This window comes from Jiangella endophytica (assembly GCF_003427025.1).
GTDB lineage: Bacteria > Actinomycetota > Actinomycetes > Jiangellales > Jiangellaceae > Jiangella > Jiangella endophytica.
The window spans coordinates 117188-141682 of record NZ_QVAI01000018.1 but is presented as its reverse complement, the minus strand read 5'-3'; the positions used below and the strand labels follow the sequence as shown (position 1 = coordinate 141682).

Sequence of the window (24495 nt, the reverse complement as noted above, 5' to 3'; positions counted from 1 at the left end):
TGGGAACCAGTTGGCTCGCTGTGACGTCGGGCGTGTCGATTGGTCCAGGTCATCCGATGTGGGCGGTCATTCGTCTTCGTCGTCGAGGTCGACCAACCACTGCTTCGCCTCGAAGATCTCGTCGGGTTCGAAGACCTTGATGTCGCCGGGCATCATCCATCCGAACGCCTTGATGCTGTTCTCCAACCAGTCGGCGTCGGAGACGACCGCGACCTTCCTCCAGCCCTTGAGGTGCCGCGCCCACAGCTTGGTATCGGCCCACATCGCTCCGGCCGAGTAGGAGAAGCCGCTGTCCAGCACGTACAGCAGACGCACGTCCTTGCGCTCGAGCGCGCTGCTGACCGCCGGGACGAGCACATTGCGGTAGTCCTCCTCGGTGACCTCCCCGACCGCCTGGACGCCGATGGTTCCCGGTGGCATGTCATCAATCACCCTGATCATGACAATCTCCTCGGAACGCGCTGCTCGATGCTCGGGAAGGCCAGCCCAGCTCGCGCGGTGCTGAGGGACTCGCCCGGCGGACCCGTCGGGCTGAGATCGCACCCGAATGTCTTGACATCGAACCACCGGCCACGATCGTGAGGAATCACCCAGCTCGGGTGAATGAGATCAAGCTGGGCGTACCTGAAGCGCCGAGCCAGAGGAGGGATATGAGAAGTCCCGACCATGGCTCACATCGCCACTACCAGCGACTCTGGCATCGGCCTCGCTCGCCGTGGCACCGCTGAGCAACACTATCCACACCATTTCATGCCACGGCGGGGAACCGGAGCCGGGCTCACGAGGCCTGCCGCAGGTCGTCGTGGTCGAGTTCGACCTCGCTGTGGACCAGCGCGGTCAGTTGCTTGCTGAGTCCCGGCACTGCGCAGACAGTAGCCATGGAGTCACGTCCGTGCTCGCTGCCGTCGAGGTCGAGCACACGTGCTGTCGGCCTGGTCTCATGACCAGTTGTCGATGTGCGGGTCGTGGGGGCCTGGCGTCCCGGTGCCGGTCTCGAGCAGCTGCTTGAGGCTGATCAGGAACACGGCCCACTTGGTGCTGCAGTGGTGCATGAACTCCACCGGCTCGGCCCAGCCCCGGTGCTTGAAGAGCAGGATCGTGTAGTCGCGGTCCTGGGTGATGTCGAAGGTGATGTGGGTGCCGAGCCATTCCTCCGGGCCTCGGGTGACTTCCCAGTTGACGTGCTCGTGGGGTCGGAGCTCGACGAGCTTGACCTGCATGCCGGTGCCGATGTCGAGGAGGCCGCCCTCGGTGGCGTCGCCCCGGGTGTCACTGATCCACCAGGATGCGACTCCGTCGCGGGTGGCGATCGCCTCGTAGGTCGCCTCGGTGGTGCCGTCCTTGATGCCGATGCGGTGCAGGATGTCGACCATCGTCGTCGTTCCCTTCGTGGGTGGTGGTGCGGGTGGTCTGTCTTGGTCTCGACGGCCCTGGGCGGGCCGTGGCTACATGTCTTCGGCGATCTCCTTGATCGCGGCAAGTCGTCGATCCCAGGCGGCGCCGACGGCCTCCAGGCGTCGTGCGGTGGCGCTGAGCTCCGAGCCCAGCACGCGGTAGCGCAGCTCGCGCCCGGCGCGCACCGGCTCGACCAGTCCGACCCGCTCGAGGATGGCGAGGTGCTTGGCGATGGCCTGCCGACTCACCGGGAGCCGGGTGGCGAGGGCCGATGCGGAGGCGTCACCCTCGCCGAGGGCGGTCAGGATGCTCCAGCGGGTCTGGTCGCCCAGCGCGGCGCACACGTCGACCAGCGCGTCGGTCATCGGGGGGCCTCGAGCAGGGCGACCAGCTTGTCGAGCTCGTCGTCCCAGCCCTCGCGATGGCTCTCCAGCGCCCCGGCGGGATCGGTCAGGGCCTCGAACCCGGACTCGACCACGGTGAGCTGGGTGCCCTCGTCCACCGGCTCGAGGGTGAAGGTGAACACGGTGGAGGGTCGGACGTCGAGGTCGTCGGTGACGGCGGCGTCGGTCTCGTCGTTGCCCCATCGGTAGGAGACCATCCGAGGTGGGTCGATCTTCTCGACCCGGATCGGGACGGTGACTCCGTCGGGCCAGGTGATGGTCCCCTGGGCGCCCGCGGCGCCACCGGGCAGCACCGTTTGCCCGAACCACTGAGAGATGCGCTCGGGCTCGGTCACGGCACGCCACACTTTGTCCACGGAGGCGGCGATGTGGATGGTGCGGCGCACGGTGAGGGCGTCGTGGTCGACAACGGATGTCGGGTTGGTGGTCATGTCGGCAGTTCCTCTCTTCGGGGGTTCAGGGTTCGGCTCAGGCGTCGATCGTGTCGGGCGACGGAGATTCACTCTTCTCGGTGACCTGGGGTGGCCGGAGGTGGCGCGTGGCCACGGACACCCCCACGGCGGCGGCAGCGATCACCGCTCCGGTGAGAACCGCGGCAGCGAGCCCCGAGCGAGCGATGGCCACACCACCGAGGAGGGCGCCGACGGCGTCGCCGGCGCTGGCAGCGGAGGCGGGCAGTGCGGCGGCCAGTGCGGCGCCGGGCCCTGCCAATCCCATCACCCGGGTCTGCATGGCCGGCGCCAGCCCCATCGCGAAGAGGCCGACGCCGACCACGGCGAGGAAGGCCACCGGCGCGTGCGCACCGAAGACGTACATGAACAGCAGGGCGACGGTCAGTCCGACGGTTCCCACCACCAGCGCGCGCACAGCGTGGACGTCTGCGAAGCGTCCACCGGCAGCCGAACCCAAGGTGGTCGCGATCCCGAAGGCGAGCAGGAAGAACGCAACCGCCGGGCCGGAGACCCCCGCGGTGTCGCCGAGGTAGGGCACCAGGTAGGTCAGGGCCGACTGGACGCCGGCGAAGACGAGGCAACACAAGGCCAGCACCGCGAGCACCCGCGGCGCCAGGGCGTGGCGGAGCTGCTCGCCGGCCCCGCGCGTTCCTGCGGCCGGGATCGACGGAAGGCTGAGGCGCGCGGCCAGCAGGACCACGACGCCGACACCCACGATCGCAAGGAGCGACGCCTGCCATCCGAGGTGCTGCCCCACGAGGGCTCCCATCGGCAGGCCGAGCGCGCTGGCCGCGGCGAATCCCGAGATCACCGTTCCCATCGCGCGACCGGCACGATCGGGGGGCACGACGCTCGTCGCCGCGGTCAGCGCCGCCGCGATGAACAACCCCTGAACCGCGCCGACGCAGACGCGGGTGGCTACGAAGAGCCGGTAGTCGGGCGCCACTACGGGCGCCAGGTTGAGCAGCACGAACAGCGCCGCGGCCCCGAGCAGGACGCTGCGACGGTCAAGCGGCGCGGTGAGGAAGGCCAGGACTGGGCCACCGAGGGCGACCCCGAGCGCATAGGCGGTGACCAATACGCCGGCCGCCGGGACCGTGATCGCCAGGTCGGCGGCGATCAGGTCGATGATGCCCATCACCAGCATCTCCGCGCACCCCATCGCGAACGCTCCCGTGAACAGCACCACCAGCACCGCGCCCGCACCACCGCGGGCCCTGACCTTCGGATCCATGGAGTCCAACCTTCCGTCGAGTGCAATCATATGGTTGCACATGGCGCCCACGAAATGCAATCGGCCGGTTGCAAAAAGCCGGGAGCGGCCCCTTGTTCAGCGGTGCATGGGGAAATAACGCCTGCTCCGGGCCATCAACCGCGTGCTCGACAACGGGTCCGCCGATCTCGGACCTCTGGTGGCCGCGGCCGGTCGAGGCCGGGCTGGACTACACCGCGGCCTCGGCCACTGCCGCATCTGCACAACGAAGCCGTTCAGCCTCACCGAACCGGACGGCATCACCTCAGGCGCAGGCTGCATCGATGTGGACCCGCGCAACCGAATCCTCGCCGGCCGGTGCTGCGTGTTTCGCCACGCTCACGCACCCGCCGGGAGTGAGCGCGACGCAGAGCCGTCGGGGCTGTCATAGTCGCGTCATGACGCGAAGGATGACTATCGTGGCCGCCGTGCTGGCCGCGCTGTGCACTTTGTCCGCATGTGGTGACGACGTGGGCGGCGAGGACGGGGCGAACCCATCGGCCGGGACCGAGGGCCAGGCTGGTGCGTCCGAGGATGGCTCGGACGGCGACGGGTCGAGCCCGTCGGCCGGGGCCGAGGACCAGGCCGGTGGCGCCGAGGACGGTTCCGGCGACGCCATCGAGTTGACGGGGGCCACGGTGGTCCCGGCTGATCAGAGCGACATCACTGCCGAGCAGGTCTGCGGGGCGATCCCCGTCGCCGAACTGCCGGTCCCGGTCGACGAACTCAAACCCTTCGACGACCCCTCGCTGGTCGAATGCATGATCGACCGCGCCGACAACGAGGACATCACCACCTCGGTGAAGTTCTCGGCCGACACCGAGGTCGGTGGTGACGGAATCACCATCGACGGTCGTGATGCCAGTGTCCTAGAGGCGCCTGGTGTTGGCTGCCTGGTGGAGTTCAGCCGAGGCGACGACTCGGTCAGCGTGGAACTGGCGACGGTCGAGTCCGCCGGCGCCGAGGGCATGTGTGACACCGCTCAGGCGATCGCCGAGGCTGTCGCGCCGTACTTCCCGGAGGACTGAGCCCGACCGCCAGCCGCTGAGCCCGTCGGGCGCGACCCGGCGGCCGCCTGACTTGGGTCACGCGGTCGGGTTTCGCCAGACTGTAGGGGCTGTGGCCTGGGGAAGCGGGTTCGGGTTGGTGCGTTTCACGCACTGGGCGGTGTCGGTTCAGGGTGCCGGGATGGTGTTCGTCCGGCGGGTCCGCACGGCGTCGGGCGCGACGGTGGTGCAGATCGCGGAGTACGCCGGCCGATCCGTCACAGGGTCTGCTGCCGCTGGGGATCGAGCCGACGCCGACGGTGGCAGGACTGGTGCCCGAGGCCGGCGAGCGGGTCCTGTTCGACGTTCCGGGGCAGCGCTCGCGTGGTGAGCAGGGCCGTGATGACCGCGCTGGTCGGGGTGGTCGTGACCGGCCTGGCCGGCTGGTGACGACGGGGGCCACGGCTGTTGTACGACGCTCTCACGGCGGTCTACGACGGGTTGGGTTTCGACGTGCTGGGCGATGAGACGTTCCAGAACCTGGTGGTGGCAGGTCGCCGCCAACTGTTTCGCCCACGCCACCTCGGCCGGAGACGTCTCACTGTGCCTGTACGACGTGACGACGCTCTACTTCGAGGCCGAGAACGACGACGCGCTGCGCAAGGTGGGCTATTCCGATCCACCAGCCCCGGCCACACCGACCTGCCGGTAACGGCCCAACCAGACTGGCGATGTGGGGTCGTCACGCGAGCCGTGGTCTTCCGTGGCGGTGCTGCCTCCAGGGTCGCGACCGCGCTGGTCCCGGTCAGACCACTCGTGCGGACCCGCCGCCACGATGCGGTGAGCAATCCAGGAGGAGGTGGGGGATCCGGCTCCGGGACGACGAAGCGGCGGGCCCGCTTCGGGCTCCGCCGCTGGTCAGGGAGTGCGCCATCAGGGACTCGAACCCCGAACCCGCTGATTAAGAGTCAGCTGCTCTGCCAATTGAGCTAATGGCGCAACGACGCTGAAGATTACCATCCCCACGCCGCGAAGCTGAAATCGTGAACCGATGCGGGCCCGGCGTGCGTCTCCACCTGATGTGACGGCAGGAGAGGGCTCCGACGACGAGCTGCTGCGCCGCATCGGGAGCGGCGACCGGGCGGCGTTCGAGGCGTTCTACGACCGCAACGCGGCGTGGCTCGCCGTCCGCATCCGGCGGCGGTGCGGCGACGCCGATCTGACCGCCGACGTCCTGCAGGAGACGTTCCTCGCGGTGTGGCGGGCGGCCGGATCGTACGCGGGCGCCGGGCAGTCGGGCGGCTGGCTGTGGTCGATCGCGACCCGCCGGCTCATCGACGCGCACCGGCGGCGGGCGGTGCGGGCGGTGGTCGTGGGCGAGCTGGACGACGACCGCGGCCACGCCGCCGCGCCGTCGGCCGAGGACGAGGTGCTGGCAGGTACGTACGACGCGGAGCTGGCGACGGCGCTGGACCGGCTCTCGCCGGAGCTGCGGGCCGTCCTGCAGGCCACCGTCCTCGACGGACTCACCGTGCGCGAGACGGCGCTGCTGCTCGACGTACCGGAGGGAACCGTGAAGTCGCGCGCCGTGCGGGCGCGCCGTCAGTTGAGGGAGGCGCTCTCATGAGCTGGCACGTGCCCGAGGCCACCCTGCGGGCCTACTCGGACGGACGTGCCGGCGACGCCGACGCGTGGTCGGTCGAGGCGCACCTGGTCGAGTGCGAACGCTGCCGGCACGCGGTCGGCGGCCCGAGCACGGACGCGATCGTCAGCGCCGCGCGCCCGGCCGCGCTGCCGCCGCAGGGCCGGGTCCGGCGGGCCGGGCGGTGGCGCGGCGCGGTGCTGCTGACGGCGTCCGGTCCGGCCGCGCGGACGGCCTGGCTGGTCGCCGCCGTGGTCGTGCTCGCGCTGGCGGTGGCGATGGACACGACCTGGGAGTCGCGCGGGTTCGCCTGGCTGACGCTGGTCGCACCGCTGCTCCCGGTCGCCGGGGTCGCGACGGCGTACGGCTCGGGCCTGGACGAGCCGGGGGAGATCGTCGCCTCGACGCCGGCCGGCGGGCTGCGTCTGCTGTTGTGGCGCACGCTGGCCGTGCTCGCCGTGTCGGTGCCGGCCGCCCTGCTCGCCGGGGTGTGGGCCGGGTCGCCCGCCGTCTGGCTGTTGCCGGCGCTGGGGCTGACGGCGGTGACGCTGGCGGTCGGCTCGGTGACGGGGCTCGGACCGGCCGCGGTCGCCGTCGGGCTCGGCTGGGCGGCGGCCGTCGCCGGTCCGTCCGTCGGCGAGCACGCGTCCGGCCCGCTGCTCGCTCCGGACGCCGTGACCGTCTGGATCCCGCTGACCCTGGCGGCGGCCGCCACCGTGGTCCTGAACCAGCACCGCTTCGCCCATCTCCGCCGTCCGAGCCGGGAGGCCTGACATGACCATCACGTCCACCCACGTCGACGTGCGCGACCTCGTCGTCCGGTATCGCCGGCGCACCGCGCTAAACGGGCTGGACCTGCGGCTCGGCGCCGGCGTGCACGGGCTGCTCGGCCCGAACGGCGCGGGGAAGACGACGCTGATGCGAGTGCTCGCGACGGTGGTGCGGCCGGCGTCGGGCGGCGTCACGGTCCTCGACGGCGACGTCACCGGCGACGCGCGGCTGCGCCAGGTCCGCCGCCGGCTCGGCTACCTGCCGCAGCAGTTCGGCTACTACCCGCGCTTCACCGTCCGCGAGTTCGTCGAGTACTTCGCCTGGCTCAAGGAGGTGCCGCGGGACCGGATCCCGGCGGCGGTCGACCGCGCCATCGAACGGGCCGGCCTGCTGGACCGCGCCGACGAGCGGCTCAAGCGGCTGTCCGGCGGCATGCTGCGGCGGGCCGGCATCGCGCAGGCGATCGTCAACGATCCCGACGTGCTGCTCCTCGACGAGCCGACCGCCGGGCTCGACCCCGAGCAGCGGGTCGACTTCCGCGAGCTCCTCCGCGTTCTCGGCGTCGACGCGTGCGTGCTGGTCAGCACCCACCTGGTCGAGGACGTCGCGGCGGCCTGCGCCGACGTGACGCTGCTGCACGAGGGCCGCGCAGTGTTCAGGGGGACGCCGGCCGAGCTGGCCGCGCGCGGGGCCGGCGGCGACGGCGACAGCCCGATCGAGCGCGGCTACACCGCCGTCCTCCGCGCGGCGCGGAGCGCCTGATGGGCCGAGTCGTACGCATCGACGTCCGCCGTGGCATCGCCCCGCTGGCGGCGCTGATCGTCCTCGGCGTCACTTTCGCGGTGTTGGTCACCGAGACCGAGATGTGGGCCGGTCGCTGGTCCGCGCTGGCCGGCTACCTGCGGATCCTGATGATCGTGCTGGTCCCGCTGGCGCTGGCCGCGGGCGCGTGGCAGGGCGGACGCGAGCGGCGGCGGCGCCTCGGTGAACTGCTCGCGACCACCTCGCTGCCGCCGTGGCGCCGCCTCACCGCGGCCTGGGCCCCGGTCGCGACCGGGGTCGTCGGCGGCTTCCTGCTGGCGGGCGGCGTCGTGGCGGTCCCGGTGGCGCTGGTCGCGACGTACTCCGGCGGCGGCTGGTGGTGGCTGGTCGTCGTCGGGGTGATCGCCCTCGGCGCGGCCGTCGCCGCCGGGTTGGCGATCGGGACGGTGCTGCCGTGGCGGCTGACGGCGCCGGTCCTCGGGCTGGCCGGCTACGTCGTCATGGGCGCGGTCACCTACGCCAGGGACAGCCGGGTCTGGCTCAGCCCGGCGCTGGACGACGCCGCCGAGGCGTCCGTGCTGCCCCTCGGCGACCACGTCGCGCAGGCGGCCTGGTTCGCCGCGATCGGCGCGACGGCGCTGGCGGTCGTGGCCAGCCGGCGGCGGTGGCCGGCGCTCGTGCCCGCCGCGGTCGCCGTCGTCGCCGGAGCCGTGCTCGTGTCCGGCCCGGCCGACCGCTGGCGGGACGACGCGGCGGCGCGCGAGCCGGTCTGCGCCGGCACCGAGCCGCGGGTGTGCGCGGGCCGGGAGGTCGCGTTCGTGCTCGACGACTTCCAGGCCTACGCGGGCCGGACGCTCACCGTCTACGCCGGCATCGAGGGCATCCCGGACACCGTCGGCGCGGTGACGGCCTACCGGCCCGCGCTCGGCGACGATGCCGCCGTCGTCTCGGTGCGGCCCTACCTCACCTGGCGCGGCACGCTCGCGCCGACCGGCGAGTACGAGGCGGACCTCGAGACCGACCTGCGCTACGGCGTGCTGCCCAACCGGTGGTGCTACGACGGCGAGGACCCGCGCGAGGCGGACGCCGTCTGGACCGCCGCCGACGTCGCCGTGCGCTGGAACGGTACCGACCTGGTCGGCGAGGTCGCGAACGTCATGGACGACGACGGCAGCATCTTCTGGTTCGGCGGGGTGGGCGCCGATCCCGCCGTCGCGGCGCTGGCCGAGCGCCTGCGGGCGCTGCCGGACGCGGCCCGGTACGACTGGATGGAGCGCTACCTCGTCGCCGGCGAGGCCTGTGACCCGGCGGCGCTGGACGCCCTGCTGGACGAACTGCGGTGATCCGGCCGCACCTGCGGGCGCGGTACGTGCCGGGCGTCGCCGCCGGGCTCGTCGTGGTCGCCGCCCTCGCGTGGGCGGCGGCCGAGTGGCTGTCCAGCCGGCCGTACCTCGACGGCGCGGAGGCGCGGCCGCCGGTCGCGGCGCTGGCGCCGGTGCTGGCCGCCGTGCTGGTGTCGGTCACGCTGGCCGGCGCCGACGAGGAGCTGGAGCGGTCGACGGCGCGGCCGTGGCGGGCGATCCGGCTGGCGCACGTCCTCGTCGGGACGACGGTGTCCGCGGCGGCGCTGGCGCTGACCGGGCTCTGGGAGCCGGCCCGCTACGGCGCGTACGAGCTGGCCCGCAACACCGTCGCGGCCATGGGCATGGTGACGGTGGCGACGGCGCTCGCCGGGGCCGCGCGGGCCTGGGCGCCGGTGATCGCGTACACCGGCGCGGCGTACCTCGCCGCACCGAAGCCGGTGATCGCCGGGACGGCCTGGTGGACGTGGCCGGTGCAGCCCGCGTCGGCGCCGGGCGCCTGGTGGGCGGCGGCCGCCTGGTTCGCCGCCGGGCTCGTTCTCTATGCGCGCAACGGCGCGCGCCCGACGGCCGACCGGGACGCCTGATCGGCGGGCGCGCGCTGTGGCAGGGTAGAACGTATGGCCAACCCGCCCGAACGCCGTGAGTACGACATCGACATCCCGGCCGAGGTGGAGCCCGGCACCTATGCCGACTTCGCCTCCATCTGGCACACCGCCGACTCCTTCGTCCTCGACTTCGCCGTCCTGAAGCGTCCGCCGAAACCGTCCGTCGGCGAGGACGGGACCCGGGTGCTGAAGGTGCCGACCCGGGTGGTCACTCGCGTGCGGGTGCCACCGAGCCAGGTCTTCGAGATCATGAAGGGCCTGGAGAAGCAGCTGTCCATGTGGGAGCGCAGCCACGGCGTCAAGCGCCGGGCACCGGAAGACTCCTAGCGCGTGGACAACGTCCTGCGCATCGTCATCGGCCTGGCCGGGCTGACCGGGGCGGCCTGGTCAGCGGCGCGCACGCAGCGGCTCCGCCGCCACGGGCGGCCGGCCGACGCCGTCGTCCGGGAGTCGACGCTGCACCATCGCACGGGCGGGCAGGGGGAGCGCAGCAGCCGCTGGGTGTCGACGGTGTCGTTCCGGGACGAGGACGGCGCGGAACGAACGTCGACCCTGCCCGGACGGCTCACCGTCGGTGACACGGTCCCGATCCTGTACCCGCCGGACGGATCGGGCCGGGTCGTGCGGGCGGGTCGAGGCTCGTTCGCCGAGACGTTCGCGATCCTCGGCGCGACGGCCGCGGGCATCGCGCTCACGCTGCTGATCTGAGCGGACACACGCCCGCTCCCGCTGGGCGTGTCGAGGCGGGTCGGGAATGCAGGGCGTCAGCGCTTGAAGGCGTCCTTGACCTTCTCGCCGGCCTGCTTCAGATCGGACCTGGACTGGTCGGCCTTGCCCTCGGCCTCGGTCCGCTCGTCGTCGGTCACCTTGCCGAGCGCCTCCTTGGCCTTGCCGGTGGCCTTCTCGGCGGCGTTCCTCATCTTGTCGTCCGCACCCATCGGTGTCCCCTCCTCGTGTGTCGTGCTCGGCCCGTACCCCTGGGCCGCGCCGACTATTCGGAGGGACAGGTGTCGGTTGCCTCGACGCGGGCGGTGACACGCTCCGAGATCGAACGGAGCGCCTTGACGTCGTCGCTGGTGAGGACGTCGAAGAAGTATCGGCGGACGGCGTCGACGTGCGACGGCGCGGCGGCCTCGATGGCGGCCCGGCCCTCGGGTGTCAGCACGATGAACGCGCCGCGGCCGTCGGACGAACACTCCTCGCGGCCGATCAGGCCGCGCTTCTCCATGCGGCTGAGGTGGTGCGACAGACGGCTCTTCTCCCAGCGCATCGCCCTGGCCAACTCGGACACCCGCAACCGGGCGTTCTCGACGTCGGTCAGGTGTACGAGGACCTCGAAGTCCTGCATCGACAGCATCGACTCGGTCTGCATCTGGCGGGCGAGGGCGGCGCCGACGACGGTGTTCATGTGCAGGTAGCCTCGCCAAGCCTGCTGCTCGTCGTCGTCGAGCCACCGTGTCTCTGCCATACCTGGAAGTGTACGGAATAGTTGACACGTCATCCAAGTTCGATAATCTGTGACGCGTCAACAAAGTGAGTTGACCACAGACCCCCCGGCAAGGAGCAGAACATGACCACGACGACCGATCTGACCCAGCTCACGGGCGACTACGCGCTGGACGTGGCCCACACGCGGCTCGGTTTCGTCGCCCGGCACGCCATGGTGACCAAGGTGCGCGGCGCCTTCAACGAGTTCGACGGCACGGCCCACATCGACGGCGCCGACCCGAGCCAGTCCTCGGTGAACATCGTCATCAAGACGGCCAGCGTCGACACCCGCAACGAGCAGCGCGACGGCCACCTGCGCAACAACGACTTCTTCGAGATCGACACCTACCCGGAGATCACCTTCGCGTCGACGGCGATCAGCCAGTCCGACGAGACGACCTTCCGGGTCACGGGCGACCTCACCATCAAGGACGTCACCAAGTCCGTCACCTTCGACCTCGAGTTCACCGGTGCGGCGACCGACCCGTTCGGCAACCAGCGCGTCGGGTTCGACGGCTCCCTGGCGATCAACCGCAAGGACTGGAACGTCACGTGGAACGCCCCGCTCGAGGCCGGCGGCGTCCTCGTCAGCGAGAAGGTCACGCTGGAGTTCGAGATTTCGGCGATCAAGCAGGCCTGAGGCCACCCTCGACGGTTCCTCCGACGCCGCGCCCGGCTGGTCCGGGCGCGGCGTCGTCGCGTATCGGGGAGCGGTCCGTTCCGTTGACATGGAACGGTGTGCCGTATTGCATGATCGGCACCCCCGCCCTCGACCGCCGGCACTCGCGCCCGCGATCCGGCCTGGAGGAACCATGAGAACCGTTCCGATCGTGTTGGCCGGCGTCGTTGCGCTCGGCCTCCTGAGCACCCCGGCGAGCGCCGTGGACGGCGACGTCGCGTCCGGCGGCCCGAGCTGGTCGCCCGGCACTCCCGACGTCGTGATCGCGCAGGCCGCACAGGGCAAGAAGCTGCACTTCCCGAACGCCGAGCGGCTGGCCGACGGGTCCGTGGTCGCGGTCGCCCGCGAAGGCGCCGGGCACACCGGACAGGACGGCCGTCTGCTGATGCTGACCAGCGACGACGGCGGCAGTACCTGGTCGGCGCCCGAGGTCGTCCACGACAGCCCGTTCGACGACCGCGACCCGATGATCACCCAGCTCTCCTCCGGCCGGCTGCTGCTCAGCTGGTTCCAGAACGACTACTCCGTCACGCCGCCGGAGCCGATGGGCACGTTCGTGGCGCACAGCGACGACGGCGGCGAGACATGGTCGGCGCCGGTCGCGGTGCAGTCGATGCTCAGCGGCGAGTCCGACATCGTCGACACCTACGAGCTGGGCTGGAACGCCAGCCACGGCCAGATCAAGGAACTGCCCGGCGGCGACCTCATCGTCCCGCTCTACGGCACGGTCCCCGACGACAAGTGGCAGAAGGCGACCGTCGTCCGCAGCACCGACGGCGGCGAGACCTGGTCGGCGGCGACGGAGTCGGTGATCGCGTCCGCGACCGGCACGCACTACCAGGAGCCGGTGCTGACGGTGCTGCCCGGCGGCGTCGTGCACGCGCTGCTGCGCATCGGCACGGCCGCGTCGACGATGGGCGCGGTGCACTCGCAGGAGTCCTGGTCACGCGACGGCGGCCTGACGTGGTCGGCGCCCGCGGAGATCGACCTGGTGACGTCGTCGGCGCACACCGAGGTGCTGCGGGACGGTTCGGTGTTCCTCGCGTACGGCGACCTGTCCGGGCACTTCACCGACCGGCGGGGGACGGTGGGCGCGGTGATCCGTTCGCCCAAGGCGCCGTGGAACGGCGCGGCGACCGAGCTGGTATGGGACTCCGGGACCGGCGACCAGGCCAACCCCGCCGTCGTCGAGGTGCGACCCGGCCGGGTGCTCGTCATCGGCTTCGACTCCGCCACGAGCCGGCTCGTCGGCACGTTCGTCGACGTGTCGGAGATCCGTCCGGACCGGCCCGACCCGCGGCGGGTCGACCTGCTCTCGCTGGTGTCGTCCGGCGCCGCGACCGTGTCGACCGACCTGACGCACGTGCAGGCGGGCCGGCCGGGCGTGGGCGTGCTGGGCGCGATCGACGGCGTCGTCGGCTACTGGGACGCCGCGTGGGCGCCGCGGGCCGCGCCGGCGTCGTACACGCTCGAGTTCGCGCAGCCCCGCCGGCTGGCGTCGGTCGGGGTGGCGCTCAAGCCCGGCTACGCGTCGGCGGCGGTGGTGTCGGTGCGTTCGGGCGGCGAGTGGCGCGACGTCGGCACGCTCGACTCCGTCGTCCGCTGGGGTGACGACCTCACCTGGTTCCGCTCGGCCGGCTTGGTCGACGCCGTCCGCGTCACCATCACCTCCTCGAACGGCTGGGCCGTGCTCGCCGAACTCGGCGTCCGCGCGCCCGGCGCCTGAGCGGGGCGTGGGGACGTAGGTGCCGGTCGGGGTGGCGTGCCGCGGCGTGGTCCGTGCGCTGCGGCACGCCTCCGCGGCACTCCACCGCGCACGGTCACCGCCTGGTGGCGGGCGTTCTCGGCTCGACGACGATCGACGACCGGCGGCCCGGGTGTTGCGGGTCGTAGCGGACCGTGTGGCGATCGACCGTGCGCGGCAGGACCCGCGGCCCCATGGGTATCGATGTGCGGTGCCACCGAGTCCGCCCCCGCGAGTCCTCGTACCTGAGCGTCACCCGCCAGCGGCGGACGTTGGCGACCTTCTCGGTGCTCACCGCGGTGACCACGGCCGCCGCGGGCGTACCGTGCATGCGGCTCCAGCTCTGCCGCCGTGCGCGGATCCCGGCCCGCCGTTCAACGGCCGGCCGGGCCGTCAGCGCGAGTGCGCCGAGAACGCACAGCGCGATGGGCCACCGCGGCGCGACGCCATGACTGACCACGGCGATGGCGCCACCGGCGCCGAGCCCGAGCAGAGAGGTCCCGAACGCATGGGCGACGGACCATCCGGGGCCGCGGCTGTACCGGGAGCGGTAGTACATGTCGATGGCGAACGCGAGTGCGACCGGCCAGATGAACGCGATGGTGGTGACCTCGGCGAGCCGCCGCACCGGCTCGGCGACGCCGTCGACGCCGACGAGCCACTCCGCGCCCGCCCAGCTCTGCCACCGGCCGCCGTCGAGCGCCACGACGCGGTGGCGGCGGCCGCCGAACGGAAGAAGGCCGAGGTTCCGACCCGGACCGAGAGCACTACCTCGGCCCGGGCCTGAACCTCGGCCACCTGGGGTGAGTGACGGGACTTGAACCCGCGACTTCCTGGACCACAACCAGGTGCTCTACCAGCTGAGCTACACCCACCATGCGTCCCCCTGGGGGGCACGGCTGAACAAGTATACGGTGCCGGAGGGAGTGGTCGAGAACGGGCTACGCCGAGGGCTTCTCGGGGGCCTTCTCGCCCCGCGCCTCGTTCATGACGGAGACCGCGGCGGCGCGCGAGGTGACGCTGTCGGGGCCGGGCATCGGGACGAACACCGTGCGCCGGTAGTACCGCAGCTCGTCGATGGAGTCCTTGATATCGCCGAGGGCGCGGTGGTTGCCGGTCTTCGCCGGGCTGGCGAAGTAGACGCGCGGATACCAGCGGCGCACCAGCTCCTTGATCGACGACACGTCGATGTTGCGGTAGTGCAGCCAGCCCTCGACCTCGGGCAGGTCGCGGGCCAGGAACAGGCGGTCCATGTGGACGGTGTTGCCGGCCAGCTGGGCCTTCGACGGCTCCGGCACGTGCGCCTTGATGTACTGCATGACCAGGGCGTTCGCCTCGTCCATGGTGACGCCGCCGGCCAGCTCGGTGAGCAGGCCGCTGGTGGTGTGCATCTGGCGCACGACGTCGTTCATCTGTTCCAGCGCGTCGTCGGGTGGGCGGATGACCACGTCGACGCCGTCGCCGAGGACGTTGAGCTCGGCGTCGGTCACGAGGACGGCCACCTCGATGAGCGCGTCGCGCTGCAGGTCGAGGCCGGTCATCTCGCAGTCGATCCACACCATTCGATCGTTCGTCACGCGGACCACCCTATTGGCTCATCGTCTAATGCCGCCTGCGCCGACGCCCGCCCGAGCCGTCCGGTGCCGATTCGCCGGGGTCGTCGCCGGTCTGTTCGGGGCGCGATCGGGACGCGACGAACACCAGCAGGAGGAGCACCGCGGCGGCCGCCACGACGACCGCGGCGGCCTGCCAGTACGGCCGTCCGTTCACGATCATCACGACGGCGGCGACGGCGGTCGCGAGCGATCCGTAGACGGCCAGCTCGGCGACCGACGGGATGACGATCGGCAGCTGGCGGCGGGGTGCGGGGGCCGGTTCCGGAGCCGGCGCGGCGGCGGGGATGTGCCGAGTGTCGGCGCTCGACGGCGACGCTCCGGGGGTCGTCGGGGTCGTCGGGGCCGACTGCGGGGATGACGGCGTGGACCGTGGCGTCGACGGCGGCCGGGCGGCGCGGCGCGGCTGCGGCGCGGGGTCCGGGAACGCCGTCCACGGCTCCGCGCCGGGGCGCAGCGGCGCGTCTCCGGGTCTCGGCGTGTCGCCGCGCCCGGGCGTGTCGCCGGGCCGGGCGGTGAGACCGGACGGGTCGGCTCGGCCGGGTGCGATCGGCTGGGTGAAGGACGCCGTGTGGTCGGGCGCGGCGGTCTCGGCCGCTGGTCCCGGAGGACGCGCCGCCCGCCGCCCGGCCGCGAACCGCTCGGCCGCCCGGCCCGCGGCTGCCGCCCGCGCGGCCGCCGAGTCGGGGACCTGCGCGGGCGCATCGCCCGCCGCCCCGCTGCCGCTGCCGCTGCCGCTGCCGTCGCCGGTCGGTTCGCCGCGACTGGCAGCGCGGCGGCCGGCTCGTCCCGCGGCGGCTGCCGGGTCGGTGAGTCGCCCGGTCGTGTCGGCGCCGCTCGCTGTACCGCCGCTCGTGTCGTCGCCGAGCAGCCCGCCGCCTGCCGGCCCGCCGCCTGTGGGCCGTTGGCCTACTCGCCCCGCGGCCGAGTCGTCGCGCGCCGCATCGCCGCGGCGGCCCGTGGAGCGCCGGCCCGACCGGCCACCGACCGGATCGCCGCCGTCTCCGCCGTCTTCGCCGCCGCCATCTCCGGGTCGCCGGGCACCACGACCCCCGGACGGCTGGGCGACGTCGTCGCCGAGCGGGCCTCCGCCGGCCGGCCCGGTGACGCGATCCGCGGTGCGTCCCGCCGCGCGCCCGCCCCGCCTGCCCGTGCGACCGCCGTCGACCGGCGCTTCAGTCTCGGGCTCCTCGCCCGCACCCTCGTCGGGCAGTGGGCCGGGCGGGTCGCTCTCGGATCGGCTCGCCGCCCGCCGGCCTGCCTGACGGCGCTTCGCCACCGGTACTCCTCGCAGCGTGGAACGGACGATCGTGTGTGCCGCAGAGCCTAGTCCGGAACGATCGCCGAACCCACCCGAGCCGACTTGAGTTTGAGAACCGTTCTCGAATATGGTCCGAGTCATGACCCCACCACGCATCGCCGCCACCGCCACGCTCGCCCTGTCCGCGCTCCTCCTCACCGCCTGCGGCGACGACGGTTCCCCGGTCCGAAGTGAGAGCACCTCGTCGCCGCGGGACGACGGCGCGCAGGAGGTCCAGGAGGCCGAGACGCGGCTGGTCGCGACGTACGACGGCGGCCTGATGGTCATCGACGGCGAGTCGCTGGAGGTCGTCGAGACGTTCGAGCTGGACGGCTTCACGCGGGTCAACCCGGCGGGCGACGGCCGGCACGTCATGGTCTCCGCGGGCGACGCGTTCCGCGTCCTCGACGCCGGCGCGTGGAGCAGCGCGCACGGCGACCACGAGCACCACTACGTCGGCGACCCCGAGTTCGCCGACGTCGAGTTCGAGGCCGACCACCCCGGCCACGTCGTCCGTCACGCCGGCACGACGGTGCTGTTCAGCGACGGTTCCGGGCGCATCGAGTTGTTCCAGGCCGACGAGCTCGCCGACGGCGCGCCGGAGACCGAGGTGGTCATGGCGGACGAGGCGCACCACGGGGTCGCCGTGCAGCTGGCGAACGACGAGTTGCTGGTCACGCTCGGCGACGAGACGACCCGCACCGGCGCCAAGGTGCTGGACGCGGACCGCGCCGAGATCGCCCGCAGCGAGGACTGTCCAGGCGTGCACGGCGAAGCGGTCGCCGACGACGAGACCATCGTCGTCGGGTGCGAGAACGGCGTCCTCATCTACCGCGACGGCGCGTTCACGAAGATCGCCAGCCCCGACGCGTACGGCCGCATCGGCAACCAGGCCGGTTCCGACGAGTCCGCCGTCGTCCTCGGCGACTACAAGGTCGACCCCGAAGCCGAGCTGGAACGGCCCGAGCGGGTGTCGCTGATCGACACCGCGACGAACACGCTCCGACTCGTCGACCTCGGTGTCAGCTACACGTTCCGCTCGCTCGCCCGCGGCCCGCAGGGCGAGGCGCTGGTGCTCGGAACCGACGGCGCCATCCACGTCATCGACCCGGTGACGGCGCAGGTCACCGGCACGATCCCGGTGATCGGCGCCTGGACCGAGCCGCTGGACTGGCAGCAGCCGCGGCCGGCCATCGTCGTCGACGGCGACATCGCCTACGTCACCGACCCCGCGGCGAGCGAGTTGCACGCCGTCGATCTCGCGGCCGGAGCCGTCGTCTCGTCGGCACCATTGCCGCAGGTCCCCAACGAAATGACCGGTGCGAAGGAGTAACATTCTGCGCCGATGAGCTTCCAGCCCCTGCCGCCGGCTCCGCCGCCGCCTCCACCGCCGCCGGCCGCGCCCCGTCGCCGATGGGTGTGGCCGGTGGTGGCCGTGCTCGCGCTGCTCGCGGGCGGCGGCGCCGGGGTCGCCGTGGGCATGAACCTCGACGACGACGAGTCCGGCCCCGTCGCGCAGGAGACCTCGGAGCCACGGGAGACCGGCGACGACGAGAACAGCGACGACGAGAACAGCGACGACCTGGAGCAGTTGCGCGACCGCCTCGAAGCGGTCGAGCAGCAGCGCGACGACCTCAAGCGGCGGCTCGACGAAGCCCGCGCCGAGCTGGACTCCCGCGAGACGGAGCCGCCGGACGAGGAGCCGCAGGCGGAGTCCGAGCCGACGCCGTTCGCGGGCGAGTTCACCGACGGCGCCTTCACGTTCACCGACGTGCAGGTGCTCCGCGACTTCGCCGGCGACTTCGAGGTCCGGGCCACGGTGACGAACACCGGCGACGACGCCGTCGACTACGTCTCCTGGACGGCGACCGTCCTCTACCAGGGCGAAGAGGTCTCGACGCTGACGACGTCCGCGACCGAGCTGGCAGCCGGCGACTCCGTCGACGCCCAGTTCATCGGCTTCGACGACTACGGCGACTGGGACGCCGTCGAGTTCTCCGTCGACTCCGACACCAACCGGACGTAACCGTTCGCGCAGTGGTCGTCCGGCGGTCGCGAACCGGACATTGACTCGTTGTCAATCGCCCCGACGGTAAGGGTCATGAGCGATCGGACCCGTTTCCGTCGAATCGTCCGCGCCGTCGTGGCGGTCCCGCTGGCAGCTGCCCTCGGCGTCGCCGTCACGGCCGCCGCGCACGGCCTCAGCGGTCCCCACGACGCCGCCCACGCCCACAACGACTACGAGCACGAGCGACCGCTCCTCGACGCGCTGGACCATGGTTTCACCAGCGTCGAGGCCGACGTCTGGCTTGTCGACGGCGAGCTGCTGGTCGCGCACGACGTCTGGGAGGTCGAGCCCGGCCGGACCCTGCAGTCGCTGTACCTGGACCCGCTGCGCGACATCGTCCACGCCAACGGCGGTTCGGTGTATCCGGGGTGGGACGGCTCGCTGCAGCTGCTCATCGACATCAAGAACACCGGCGAGGCGACGTACGCGGAGATCGACGCCGTGCTGCGCCGCTACCAGGACATCATGACGCGTCACACCGGCGGCCGGGCGCGCGAGGGCGCGGTCACCGCGGTGATCAGCGGCGACCGCCCGCGCGAGACGATGCTCGCGCAGCGGCTGCGGTTCGCCGGGTACGACGGCCGGCTCGGTGACCTCACCAGCGGGCTGCCGGCCGGCTTCATGCCGCTGGTGAGCGACAACTGGGGCAACCACTTCACCTGGCGCGGCGTCGGGCCGATCCCGGAGGCCGAGCGGGCCGAACTGCGGCAGATCGTCGCGACCGCGCACGCCGCCGGCTACCGCGTCCGCTTCTGGGCGACGCCGGACACACCCGGCCCGGCCCGCGACGCGATCTGGGCCGAGCTGCTCGCCGCCGGAGTCGACCACCTCAACACCGACGACCTCGCCGGCCTGGACGAGTTCCTGTCCGCGCCCTAGCCCTTCTGTGCGGCGCTGACCTGCAGGGTCGGTCCTGCGTCGTCGACGGTGACGGTGGTCAGCGCCGCGCAGTCGTGGAGCGTCGCGGCGACGAGCGACCCGGTGTCGCGACCGCTGCCGGCGCCGTCGCCCGGCCCGTAGCCGTAGAACAGGCGCAGCCGGCCGCCCGGCGCCAGCAGCGCGGCGAGAACGTCGACGTTGGCCTTGCGCGGATGCGTCCAGAACACGTTGACGTTCGACGCGAAGATCAGGTCGAACCGGCCGGGCGGTTCCGGTGCGAGCGTCGTCAGGTCCTGCTCCACGACGCTCACCCGCCCGGCGTCGACCAGGGCCCGGTTGCGCTCGCGGATCCGCCGCACGCCGACGGCGGACCGGTCCAGCGCCGTGAGGTGCCCGTCACCCGTGAGCTGCGGGCCGATGGCCGCGACCGCGACGCCAGGGGCGGCGCCCAGTTCCAAGATCCGCTCCGTCCCGGTCAGCTCGAGCCGGGGAATCAGCCGGGCGATGTGCGGAGGCGGCTGTTCGCTCATGGCGGAGAGTGTGGCACCCGATCATGACAAGGTGCGTCAACTACCGCGATTCGCGATACGGTGCGCGCGAGTAGTTCCCGGTTGCCTCTGTCGTCCCTGACTCCGGCACAGCGGGACCGTCGGGGGACGGGGACCTCCCGGCAGGTTGCCCGCGCGCCCCCGGGAGGGATCGTGTCCGCAGCGCGTTCTGGCCCGTTCGAGTGGTCGCCCTTCGGCGGCGGCTACCTCGTCGCCTGCTCCGACGACGCCGGCCGGCCGGTCGTCGACCTCGTCCTGCCCTCACCCCCGGACGGCTCGCTGCGCTGGGTCGCCGCGTTCACGCCGGCGGAGGCGGAGCTGCTGGCCGAGCTGTCGTCGTCCTCCTCGTCGCCGGCGGCGACGGCCGGTCTGCGCGACGGTGTCATCGCGCTGGAGGCGGCGTTGCGCGGTCTCGCGGACGGTGGTTCCGGCGGCGGCGCGGCCGCGGACGCCGCCCTCGTCACCGTCGACGACCTGGTGCGGCGGCTCTCCCAGCTGCGCGGCGAGCTGTCCCTCGTCGCCGGCCCGGCCGCGCTCGCGTCGTCCCCCGCCTCTCGCCCGGCGACCGGCCCGGCCCGCTCCCATGCCGCCGACCGCCGCCTCACGACGATCGGCGGGCTGACCTTGGCACTCGGTATCGTGGCGATCTTCTGGGTCGCCCTGGGGGTGCTGCTCTGGCTGCTGCTGAGGTGACGTCGCGGCGTCTGGGCTCGGTCCATGACTACCACTGTCCCCACGACCCGAGCAGCTCGTGCGCCGTCGCCACCAGCACCGAGCGAGAAGCGCCGGCAACGCGGAAGTGTCCCTCCCGGCGAGTAGCGTCCAGGCGGAGATGATCTTGCCGTGGTCCGGCAGGCGGGCATCGGGCGGTTGGAGGGCTGCTCATGGGCGAGCTGCTGCTGTTGCTGATCGGGCCGGCCGTCACCGCCGCGGTGACGGCCGCCAGCGTCTGGGTGCGCGACACGCACCAACGCCGGGATCGTGAGCATCGGCGTCGACGGGCGATCGAGCAGGCCAACCAGGAGCTGACGCTGATCGACGCGTGGCTGACCGCACACGAGCGACTGCGGGCGCTCCAGTTGCACGCCACGCTGTCACAGCGGGTCTCGCACGATCTCGAGAAGGCCTATGCCGTCCTCGCCGATCCGGTGGTCGCCGAACCGATCGCGACCGAGCCGGTCCGATCGGGCTGGAACATCTCCTCGTTCCTGCTAAGGGACATCCGGACCGGCTGGGCCAGATTCGCGCGGTTCTTCTACTACCTGTTCGTCCTCGTGGCCACGGTGTGGTCGATCGCCAGCTTCGCGGTTCTGAGCGAGCAGGGGGTCACGGTCGGCAACGTCTTGATCTCGCTGTTCACGGCGATGTTCGGCGTGCTTCCGGCGCTCGGCTCCTACAAGCTCGCTCGCCGGGCCGACCGGGCCGACTCGGATGAGGGCTATCCTGTCCGGCCGTGAAGGTCTTGGTCGTCGGTGGCAGCGGGTTCCTGGGCGGTGAGCTCGTCCGCCAGTCATTGGCCGCGGGTAACGAGGTCGTCGCGACCTACCTGACCCGGCCGGGCGACGTCGATGGCGTCGCGTGGCGGCGGCTGGACGTTCTCGACCGGGCCGAGGCCGCGGCCGTCGCCGGCGCCGTCCGTCCGGACGTGGTGCTCAACGCCGCGTACCGGCAGGCCGACTGGGCGATCACCGCCGACGGTGCCGCCCACGTGGCGCTCGCCGCCGCCGCGACCGGTGCCCGCCTCGTCCACGTGTCCAGCGACGCGGTCTTCTCCGGCGCCGCCGTCCACTATGACGAGACGTGCGATCCGGATCCGGTCAACGCGTACGGCGGGGCGAAGGCGGCGGCGGAGACGGCGGTCAAGGCGATCGTCCCGCAGGCCGTCATCGCCCGGACGTCGCTGATCATCGGCGACGGCGGCTCGCCCCAGGAGGTGTTCGTCCACGACCTCGCCGCGGGCCGGCGCGACGGCGTCCTCTTCACTGACGACGTCCGCTGCCCCGTGCACGTCGCCGACCTCGCGGCCGCGTTGCTGGAGCTCAGTGCCTCGGACCGCTCGGGCGTCCACCACGTCGCCGGCCCGGACGCCGTCAGCCGGCATGAGCTGGGGCTCCTCATCGCCCGGCGGGACGGTCTCGACGGGGCCGCGCTGCCGACCGGCACCCGGGCCGCCTCCGGCCCGCCCGGCCCCCTCGACGTCCGCCTCGACTGCCGGGCGACCCGAGGGCACCTCCGCACCGCCCCCCGCGGCGCGCGGGAGTTCCTCGCACCTCGCTGACGGCTGAGCGCTCTCGACAACGGACTGAATCTGTCATTGGCTGTTGCCGTGCGGCAGGGGTTCCCGTCATGGTTGCTGACGCTGTGCTGACTCGTCGGTCGTAGCGGCGGACCGCTCGGGTTCAGCTCTCCCTGGGGGATCGCTCCGCACGTTCCTGCGGCCGGTGCGTTTCAAAGACCGCGCAGGTCCGGCAGAACTCGACTGTTGATCAGTTGGACGCGCGGGGCACCCAGCACAAGCAGAACGGGTGGCCAGCGGGGTCGGCGTACACCTGGACACCACGAGCGGCTGTGCGATCGTCGGCCGCCTTCAACAGTCGACCACCCAGGCTGATCACTTGCTCATGGGCAGCGTCATGGGCGTCGATGCCCTCGAAGTAGAAGTCGAGATGCATCTGCTGAGGAGCACCATCAGGCCAATCTGGCGGCACGTGGTTCGGAGCTGACTGGACACCGAGCGCCCAGGTTCCCTCGACCCAGATGGCGCGCCACCGGTCGCCCCACTTCTCGACGGTGCCACCTAGGAAGGCTGCCCAGAATGCACTCTCCGCCTCGATGTCCGCGGCGTCGAAGACGATCATGCGATGTTTGATGTCCATGACGCGCCAGCGTGCCAGCACACAGGGGCATCGCGACAGAGCTGCGATGAGGGGGCGCTGGGTTCGGCGGTGGGGAAGGTGGCACTGGAGGGGTCCGTGAGGGATCTTGCCCTAGCATCGCGGTGTGCCAAGTACGCCGATTCATCTGGACGATCGCGGGTACTTGCTTGAGGCCCGTCATCAGGTTCTTCGCGCGTTGGACGGATTGACCGAGTACCAAGTCCGTCACCCGATGACCCCGACTGGCACGAATCTGCTGGGAGTCGTGAAGCATCTCGTCGGCATCGAGGCCGGCTATCTGGGAGTCTGCCTCGCTCACCCGTTCACGGAACCGCTGCCTTGGATCGATGACGAGCGGGCCGATGCGCCGAACCGCGACATGTGGGCCACGGCTGCCGAGTCCCGGGACTACATCACGGGTCTCTACCAGCGTGCGTGTGATCACTCAGACCGGGTGCTGGACACGATAGGGCCAGACGCGGCCGCAACCGTGCCGTGGTGGCCCGAAGCATCGAGGGAGACCTCGGCCGGCGCGCTGCTGGCGCGGGTGCTGATGGACACCGCCATGCATGCAGGACAACTCCAGGTGCTGAGGGAGCTGGTCGACGGTCAGGCGGGATCTGACCGCGACTCGATCGGCGACGATCGAAGGTGGGACGACTACAGGTCGATGCTGGAGAAGGTGGCTCGTCAGTTTCGCCTGTAGGCCCTGGCCTCAGTTCGCGCGGCGCGCCTTGCCATCGACGCCGGAGCCTCCGTCGTCGCCCGGATGCTGGGCCACGAGGACGCCGCGACGACGCTGCGCCACTACGCGAGCCTGTTCCCCGATGACCTGAGCGATGTCGCCAGGCGGATGAACGCGAAGGCGCGCACCGCCCGCGACGGCCGGTCGCAACGACCGAAAGCCGCCTAGTTACCGACCAATTGCCGACCAGCCGCCGGCCGGAAGGGAGGCGCTCATGATCGGCTGTGAGCTGGGTGCGCCTGGAGGGACTCGAACCCCCGACCAAGAGCTTAGAAGGCTCCTGCTCTATCCAGCTGAGCTACAGGCGCAATCGCAGACAGGGACATTGTGACCGAAAGATCAGCCTTGCTGCACGGGCCGGCCGAGGCCTTCGACCACCTGGGCGCCGGGCCACGCCGCCAACACGGGCCCGGGGAGCGCCAGCTTGGAGCCGCGCACACCGCTGCCGACCACCGCGAAGGGTAGCGCGGCGACGGCAGGGTCGACCAGGATCGGCCAGTCGGCGGGCAGCCCGATGGGGGTGATGCCGCCGTACTCCATGCCGGTCGACTCGACGGCGGACGCCATCGGCAGGAACGACGCCTTCCGCACGCCGAGCAGCTTGCGGACGACGCCGTTGACGTCGGCGCGCGTCGTCGCGAGGACCATGCAGGCGGCCACCCGTTCCACGCCTTCACGCTTGCCGGCGACGACGACGCAGTTCGCCGACTCCTCGGGCGCCACGTCGTACGCCGCGCAGAACTCGGCTGTGTCGGCCAGCTCCGGGTCGATCGGCGCGACGTACACGGACGGCGCCGCCGGGGATCCTTCCAACGCGGACTTGACCGGGCCGCCGAGCAGGTCGGGACGGGACAGCGCCGGCTCTGCCGCCAGCCGGCCGATCATCGGAGTTGTCACCCCTCGATGCTACGGTCCCGTCCTC

The 24495-nt window shown here is 72.0% G+C and carries 32 protein-coding genes and 3 tRNA genes; 19 read left to right on the top strand and 16 right to left on the bottom strand.

What is annotated here, in order from left to right:
* Positions 1-66 precede the first annotated feature (66 nt).
* The 5 genes from DZA62_RS28485 to DZA62_RS28465 form a co-directional block, all read right to left on the bottom strand.
* Positions 67-420 (bottom strand): SpoIIAA family protein, encoded by a 354-nt coding sequence (locus tag DZA62_RS28485; protein ID WP_157987965.1) that lies wholly within the window; start codon positions 418-420, stop codon positions 67-69.
* Between the two features lie 518 nt (positions 421-938).
* Entirely contained in the window at positions 939-1373 is a 435-nt protein-coding gene (locus tag DZA62_RS28480; RefSeq protein ID WP_116952330.1) for an SRPBCC family protein, read from the bottom strand.
* A 72-nt stretch (positions 1374-1445) separates the two neighbouring features.
* Positions 1446-1760, bottom strand: a complete 315-nt coding sequence (locus tag DZA62_RS28475) for an ArsR/SmtB family transcription factor (RefSeq protein ID WP_116952329.1) — start codon at positions 1758-1760, stop codon at positions 1446-1448.
* Positions 1757-2230 (bottom strand): SRPBCC family protein, encoded by a 474-nt coding sequence (locus DZA62_RS28470; RefSeq protein ID WP_116952328.1) that lies wholly within the window; start codon positions 2228-2230, stop codon positions 1757-1759. The genes DZA62_RS28475 and DZA62_RS28470 overlap by 4 nt, the downstream gene beginning before the upstream one ends.
* Before the next feature lie 37 nt (positions 2231-2267).
* Positions 2268-3485, bottom strand: a complete 1218-nt coding sequence (locus tag DZA62_RS28465; protein WP_116952363.1) for an MFS transporter — start codon at positions 3483-3485, stop codon at positions 2268-2270.
* 437 nt (positions 3486-3922) lie between these two features.
* On the opposite strand from DZA62_RS28465, the gene DZA62_RS28460 reads away from it, so the two are divergent.
* Both DZA62_RS28460 and DZA62_RS28455 read left to right on the top strand, forming a co-directional pair.
* On the top strand, positions 3923-4531 hold the full coding sequence (locus tag DZA62_RS28460; protein WP_157987964.1) for a hypothetical protein: 609 nt from the start codon (positions 3923-3925) through the stop codon (positions 4529-4531).
* Positions 4532-5012: 481 nt separating this feature from the next.
* Positions 5013-5201: a hypothetical protein gene (locus DZA62_RS28455; protein WP_198664291.1), complete on the top strand. Its 189-nt coding sequence runs from the start codon at positions 5013-5015 to the stop codon at positions 5199-5201.
* A gap of 214 nt (positions 5202-5415) precedes the next feature.
* Here DZA62_RS28455 and DZA62_RS28450 read toward each other — a convergent pair.
* A tRNA-Lys gene (locus DZA62_RS28450) sits at positions 5416-5488 on the bottom strand.
* A gap of 52 nt (positions 5489-5540) precedes the next feature.
* On the opposite strand from DZA62_RS28450, the gene DZA62_RS28445 reads away from it, so the two are divergent.
* The 7 genes from DZA62_RS28445 to DZA62_RS28415 are packed head-to-tail and all read left to right on the top strand — an operon-like array spanning position 5541 to position 10341.
* On the top strand, positions 5541-6116 hold the full coding sequence (locus DZA62_RS28445; RefSeq protein WP_116952326.1) for an RNA polymerase sigma factor: 576 nt from the start codon (positions 5541-5543) through the stop codon (positions 6114-6116).
* Positions 6113-6904 carry a zf-HC2 domain-containing protein gene (locus DZA62_RS28440; RefSeq protein WP_116952325.1) on the top strand — a complete coding sequence of 264 codons (792 nt, stop codon included), beginning with the start codon at positions 6113-6115 and terminating at the stop codon, positions 6902-6904. Before DZA62_RS28445 ends, DZA62_RS28440 begins: the two co-directional genes overlap by 4 nt.
* A gap of 1 nt (position 6905) precedes the next feature.
* Positions 6906-7664, top strand: a complete 759-nt coding sequence (locus DZA62_RS28435; RefSeq protein ID WP_116952324.1) for an ABC transporter ATP-binding protein — start codon at positions 6906-6908, stop codon at positions 7662-7664.
* On the top strand, positions 7664-9007 hold the full coding sequence (locus DZA62_RS28430; protein WP_116952323.1) for a hypothetical protein: 1344 nt from the start codon (positions 7664-7666) through the stop codon (positions 9005-9007). Before DZA62_RS28435 ends, DZA62_RS28430 begins: the two co-directional genes overlap by 1 nt.
* A complete protein-coding gene (locus DZA62_RS28425) occupies positions 9004-9612 on the top strand; it encodes a hypothetical protein (protein WP_116952322.1) in 609 nt (202 codons plus the stop codon). Before DZA62_RS28430 ends, DZA62_RS28425 begins: the two co-directional genes overlap by 4 nt.
* A 33-nt stretch (positions 9613-9645) precedes the next feature.
* Positions 9646-9960, top strand: coding sequence for a DUF3467 domain-containing protein (locus DZA62_RS28420; RefSeq protein ID WP_116952321.1), 315 nt, complete (start codon positions 9646-9648; stop codon positions 9958-9960).
* A 3-nt stretch (positions 9961-9963) separates the two neighbouring features.
* Entirely contained in the window at positions 9964-10341 is a 378-nt protein-coding gene (locus DZA62_RS28415; RefSeq protein ID WP_116952320.1) for a DUF3592 domain-containing protein, read from the top strand.
* 56 nt (positions 10342-10397) lie between these two features.
* Here the strand turns inward: DZA62_RS28415 and DZA62_RS28410 are convergent, their stop codons facing one another.
* Both DZA62_RS28410 and DZA62_RS28405 read right to left on the bottom strand, forming a co-directional pair.
* Positions 10398-10571 (bottom strand): CsbD family protein, encoded by a 174-nt coding sequence (locus tag DZA62_RS28410; RefSeq protein ID WP_116952319.1) that lies wholly within the window; start codon positions 10569-10571, stop codon positions 10398-10400.
* A gap of 53 nt (positions 10572-10624) precedes the next feature.
* Positions 10625-11101, bottom strand: coding sequence for a MarR family winged helix-turn-helix transcriptional regulator (locus DZA62_RS28405; RefSeq protein ID WP_116952318.1), 477 nt, complete (start codon positions 11099-11101; stop codon positions 10625-10627).
* A gap of 102 nt (positions 11102-11203) precedes the next feature.
* Here DZA62_RS28405 and DZA62_RS28400 point away from each other — a divergent pair, with 102 nt between their 5' ends.
* On the top strand, positions 11204-11761 hold the full coding sequence (locus tag DZA62_RS28400) for a YceI family protein (RefSeq protein WP_116952317.1): 558 nt from the start codon (positions 11204-11206) through the stop codon (positions 11759-11761).
* 172 nt (positions 11762-11933) lie between these two features.
* Positions 11934-13526: a sialidase family protein gene (locus DZA62_RS28395; RefSeq protein ID WP_157987963.1), complete on the top strand. Its 1593-nt coding sequence runs from the start codon at positions 11934-11936 to the stop codon at positions 13524-13526.
* Between the two features lie 94 nt (positions 13527-13620).
* On the opposite strand, the gene DZA62_RS28390 is transcribed toward DZA62_RS28395, so the two are convergent.
* The 4 genes from DZA62_RS28390 to DZA62_RS28375 form a co-directional block, all read right to left on the bottom strand.
* Positions 13621-14250: a hypothetical protein gene (locus DZA62_RS28390; protein WP_116952315.1), complete on the bottom strand. Its 630-nt coding sequence runs from the start codon at positions 14248-14250 to the stop codon at positions 13621-13623.
* A 93-nt stretch (positions 14251-14343) separates the two neighbouring features.
* Positions 14344-14419 (bottom strand) — tRNA-His (locus DZA62_RS28385).
* A 66-nt stretch (positions 14420-14485) separates the two neighbouring features.
* Positions 14486-15106: an oligoribonuclease gene (gene orn, locus DZA62_RS28380; RefSeq protein WP_116952314.1), complete on the bottom strand. Its 621-nt coding sequence runs from the start codon at positions 15104-15106 to the stop codon at positions 14486-14488.
* Positions 15107-15146: 40 nt separating this feature from the next.
* Positions 15147-16436: a hypothetical protein gene (locus DZA62_RS28375; RefSeq protein WP_116952313.1), complete on the bottom strand. Its 1290-nt coding sequence runs from the start codon at positions 16434-16436 to the stop codon at positions 15147-15149.
* Positions 16437-16557: 121 nt separating this feature from the next.
* Here DZA62_RS28375 and aztD point away from each other — a divergent pair, with 121 nt between their 5' ends.
* From aztD to DZA62_RS28360, 3 genes are all read left to right on the top strand, one after another.
* The gene (aztD, locus tag DZA62_RS28370; RefSeq protein WP_198664290.1) at positions 16558-17790 is read left to right on the top strand and encodes a zinc metallochaperone AztD; all 1233 of its coding nucleotides are present in this window, start codon (positions 16558-16560) and stop codon (positions 17788-17790) included.
* Between the two features lie 12 nt (positions 17791-17802).
* Positions 17803-18483 carry an FxLYD domain-containing protein gene (locus DZA62_RS28365; RefSeq protein WP_157987962.1) on the top strand — a complete coding sequence of 227 codons (681 nt, stop codon included), beginning with the start codon at positions 17803-17805 and terminating at the stop codon, positions 18481-18483.
* Between the two features lie 75 nt (positions 18484-18558).
* On the top strand, positions 18559-19404 hold the full coding sequence (locus DZA62_RS28360; RefSeq protein ID WP_116952310.1) for a phosphatidylinositol-specific phospholipase C/glycerophosphodiester phosphodiesterase family protein: 846 nt from the start codon (positions 18559-18561) through the stop codon (positions 19402-19404).
* Here the strand turns inward: DZA62_RS28360 and DZA62_RS28355 are convergent.
* The gene (locus DZA62_RS28355; protein ID WP_116952309.1) at positions 19401-19934 is read right to left on the bottom strand and encodes a class I SAM-dependent methyltransferase; all 534 of its coding nucleotides are present in this window, start codon (positions 19932-19934) and stop codon (positions 19401-19403) included. The genes DZA62_RS28360 and DZA62_RS28355 overlap by 4 nt on opposite strands.
* Before the next feature lie 171 nt (positions 19935-20105).
* Here DZA62_RS28355 and DZA62_RS28350 point away from each other — a divergent pair, with 171 nt between their 5' ends.
* The 3 genes from DZA62_RS28350 (at position 20106) to DZA62_RS28340 (ending at position 22230) form a co-directional block, all read left to right on the top strand.
* On the top strand, positions 20106-20645 hold the full coding sequence (locus DZA62_RS28350; protein WP_116952308.1) for a hypothetical protein: 540 nt from the start codon (positions 20106-20108) through the stop codon (positions 20643-20645).
* A 191-nt stretch (positions 20646-20836) separates the two neighbouring features.
* Complete coding sequence (locus DZA62_RS28345) at positions 20837-21409, top strand: hypothetical protein (RefSeq protein WP_116952307.1); 573 nt, start codon at positions 20837-20839, stop codon at positions 21407-21409.
* A complete protein-coding gene (locus DZA62_RS28340; protein ID WP_116952306.1) occupies positions 21406-22230 on the top strand; it encodes an SDR family oxidoreductase in 825 nt (274 codons plus the stop codon). The genes DZA62_RS28345 and DZA62_RS28340 overlap by 4 nt, the downstream gene beginning before the upstream one ends.
* A 208-nt stretch (positions 22231-22438) precedes the next feature.
* On the opposite strand, the gene DZA62_RS28335 is transcribed toward DZA62_RS28340, so the two are convergent.
* Entirely contained in the window at positions 22439-22828 is a 390-nt protein-coding gene (locus DZA62_RS28335) for a VOC family protein (RefSeq protein ID WP_116952305.1), read from the bottom strand.
* A 124-nt stretch (positions 22829-22952) separates the two neighbouring features.
* Between DZA62_RS28335 and DZA62_RS28330 the strand changes: the two genes are divergently transcribed.
* A complete protein-coding gene (locus tag DZA62_RS28330) occupies positions 22953-23534 on the top strand; it encodes a DinB family protein (RefSeq protein ID WP_116952304.1) in 582 nt (193 codons plus the stop codon).
* 63 nt (positions 23535-23597) lie between these two features.
* Positions 23598-23741, top strand: coding sequence for a hypothetical protein (locus DZA62_RS36000; RefSeq protein WP_157987961.1), 144 nt, complete (start codon positions 23598-23600; stop codon positions 23739-23741).
* Between the two features lie 66 nt (positions 23742-23807).
* Here DZA62_RS36000 and DZA62_RS28325 read toward each other — a convergent pair.
* Together DZA62_RS28325 and DZA62_RS28320 are read right to left on the bottom strand one after the other, a co-directional pair.
* A tRNA-Arg gene (locus DZA62_RS28325) sits at positions 23808-23881 on the bottom strand.
* Between the two features lie 31 nt (positions 23882-23912).
* Positions 23913-24458 carry a YbaK/EbsC family protein gene (locus DZA62_RS28320; RefSeq protein WP_198664300.1) on the bottom strand — a complete coding sequence of 182 codons (546 nt, stop codon included), beginning with the start codon at positions 24456-24458 and terminating at the stop codon, positions 23913-23915.
* Between the last annotated feature and the right edge of the window lie 37 nt (positions 24459-24495).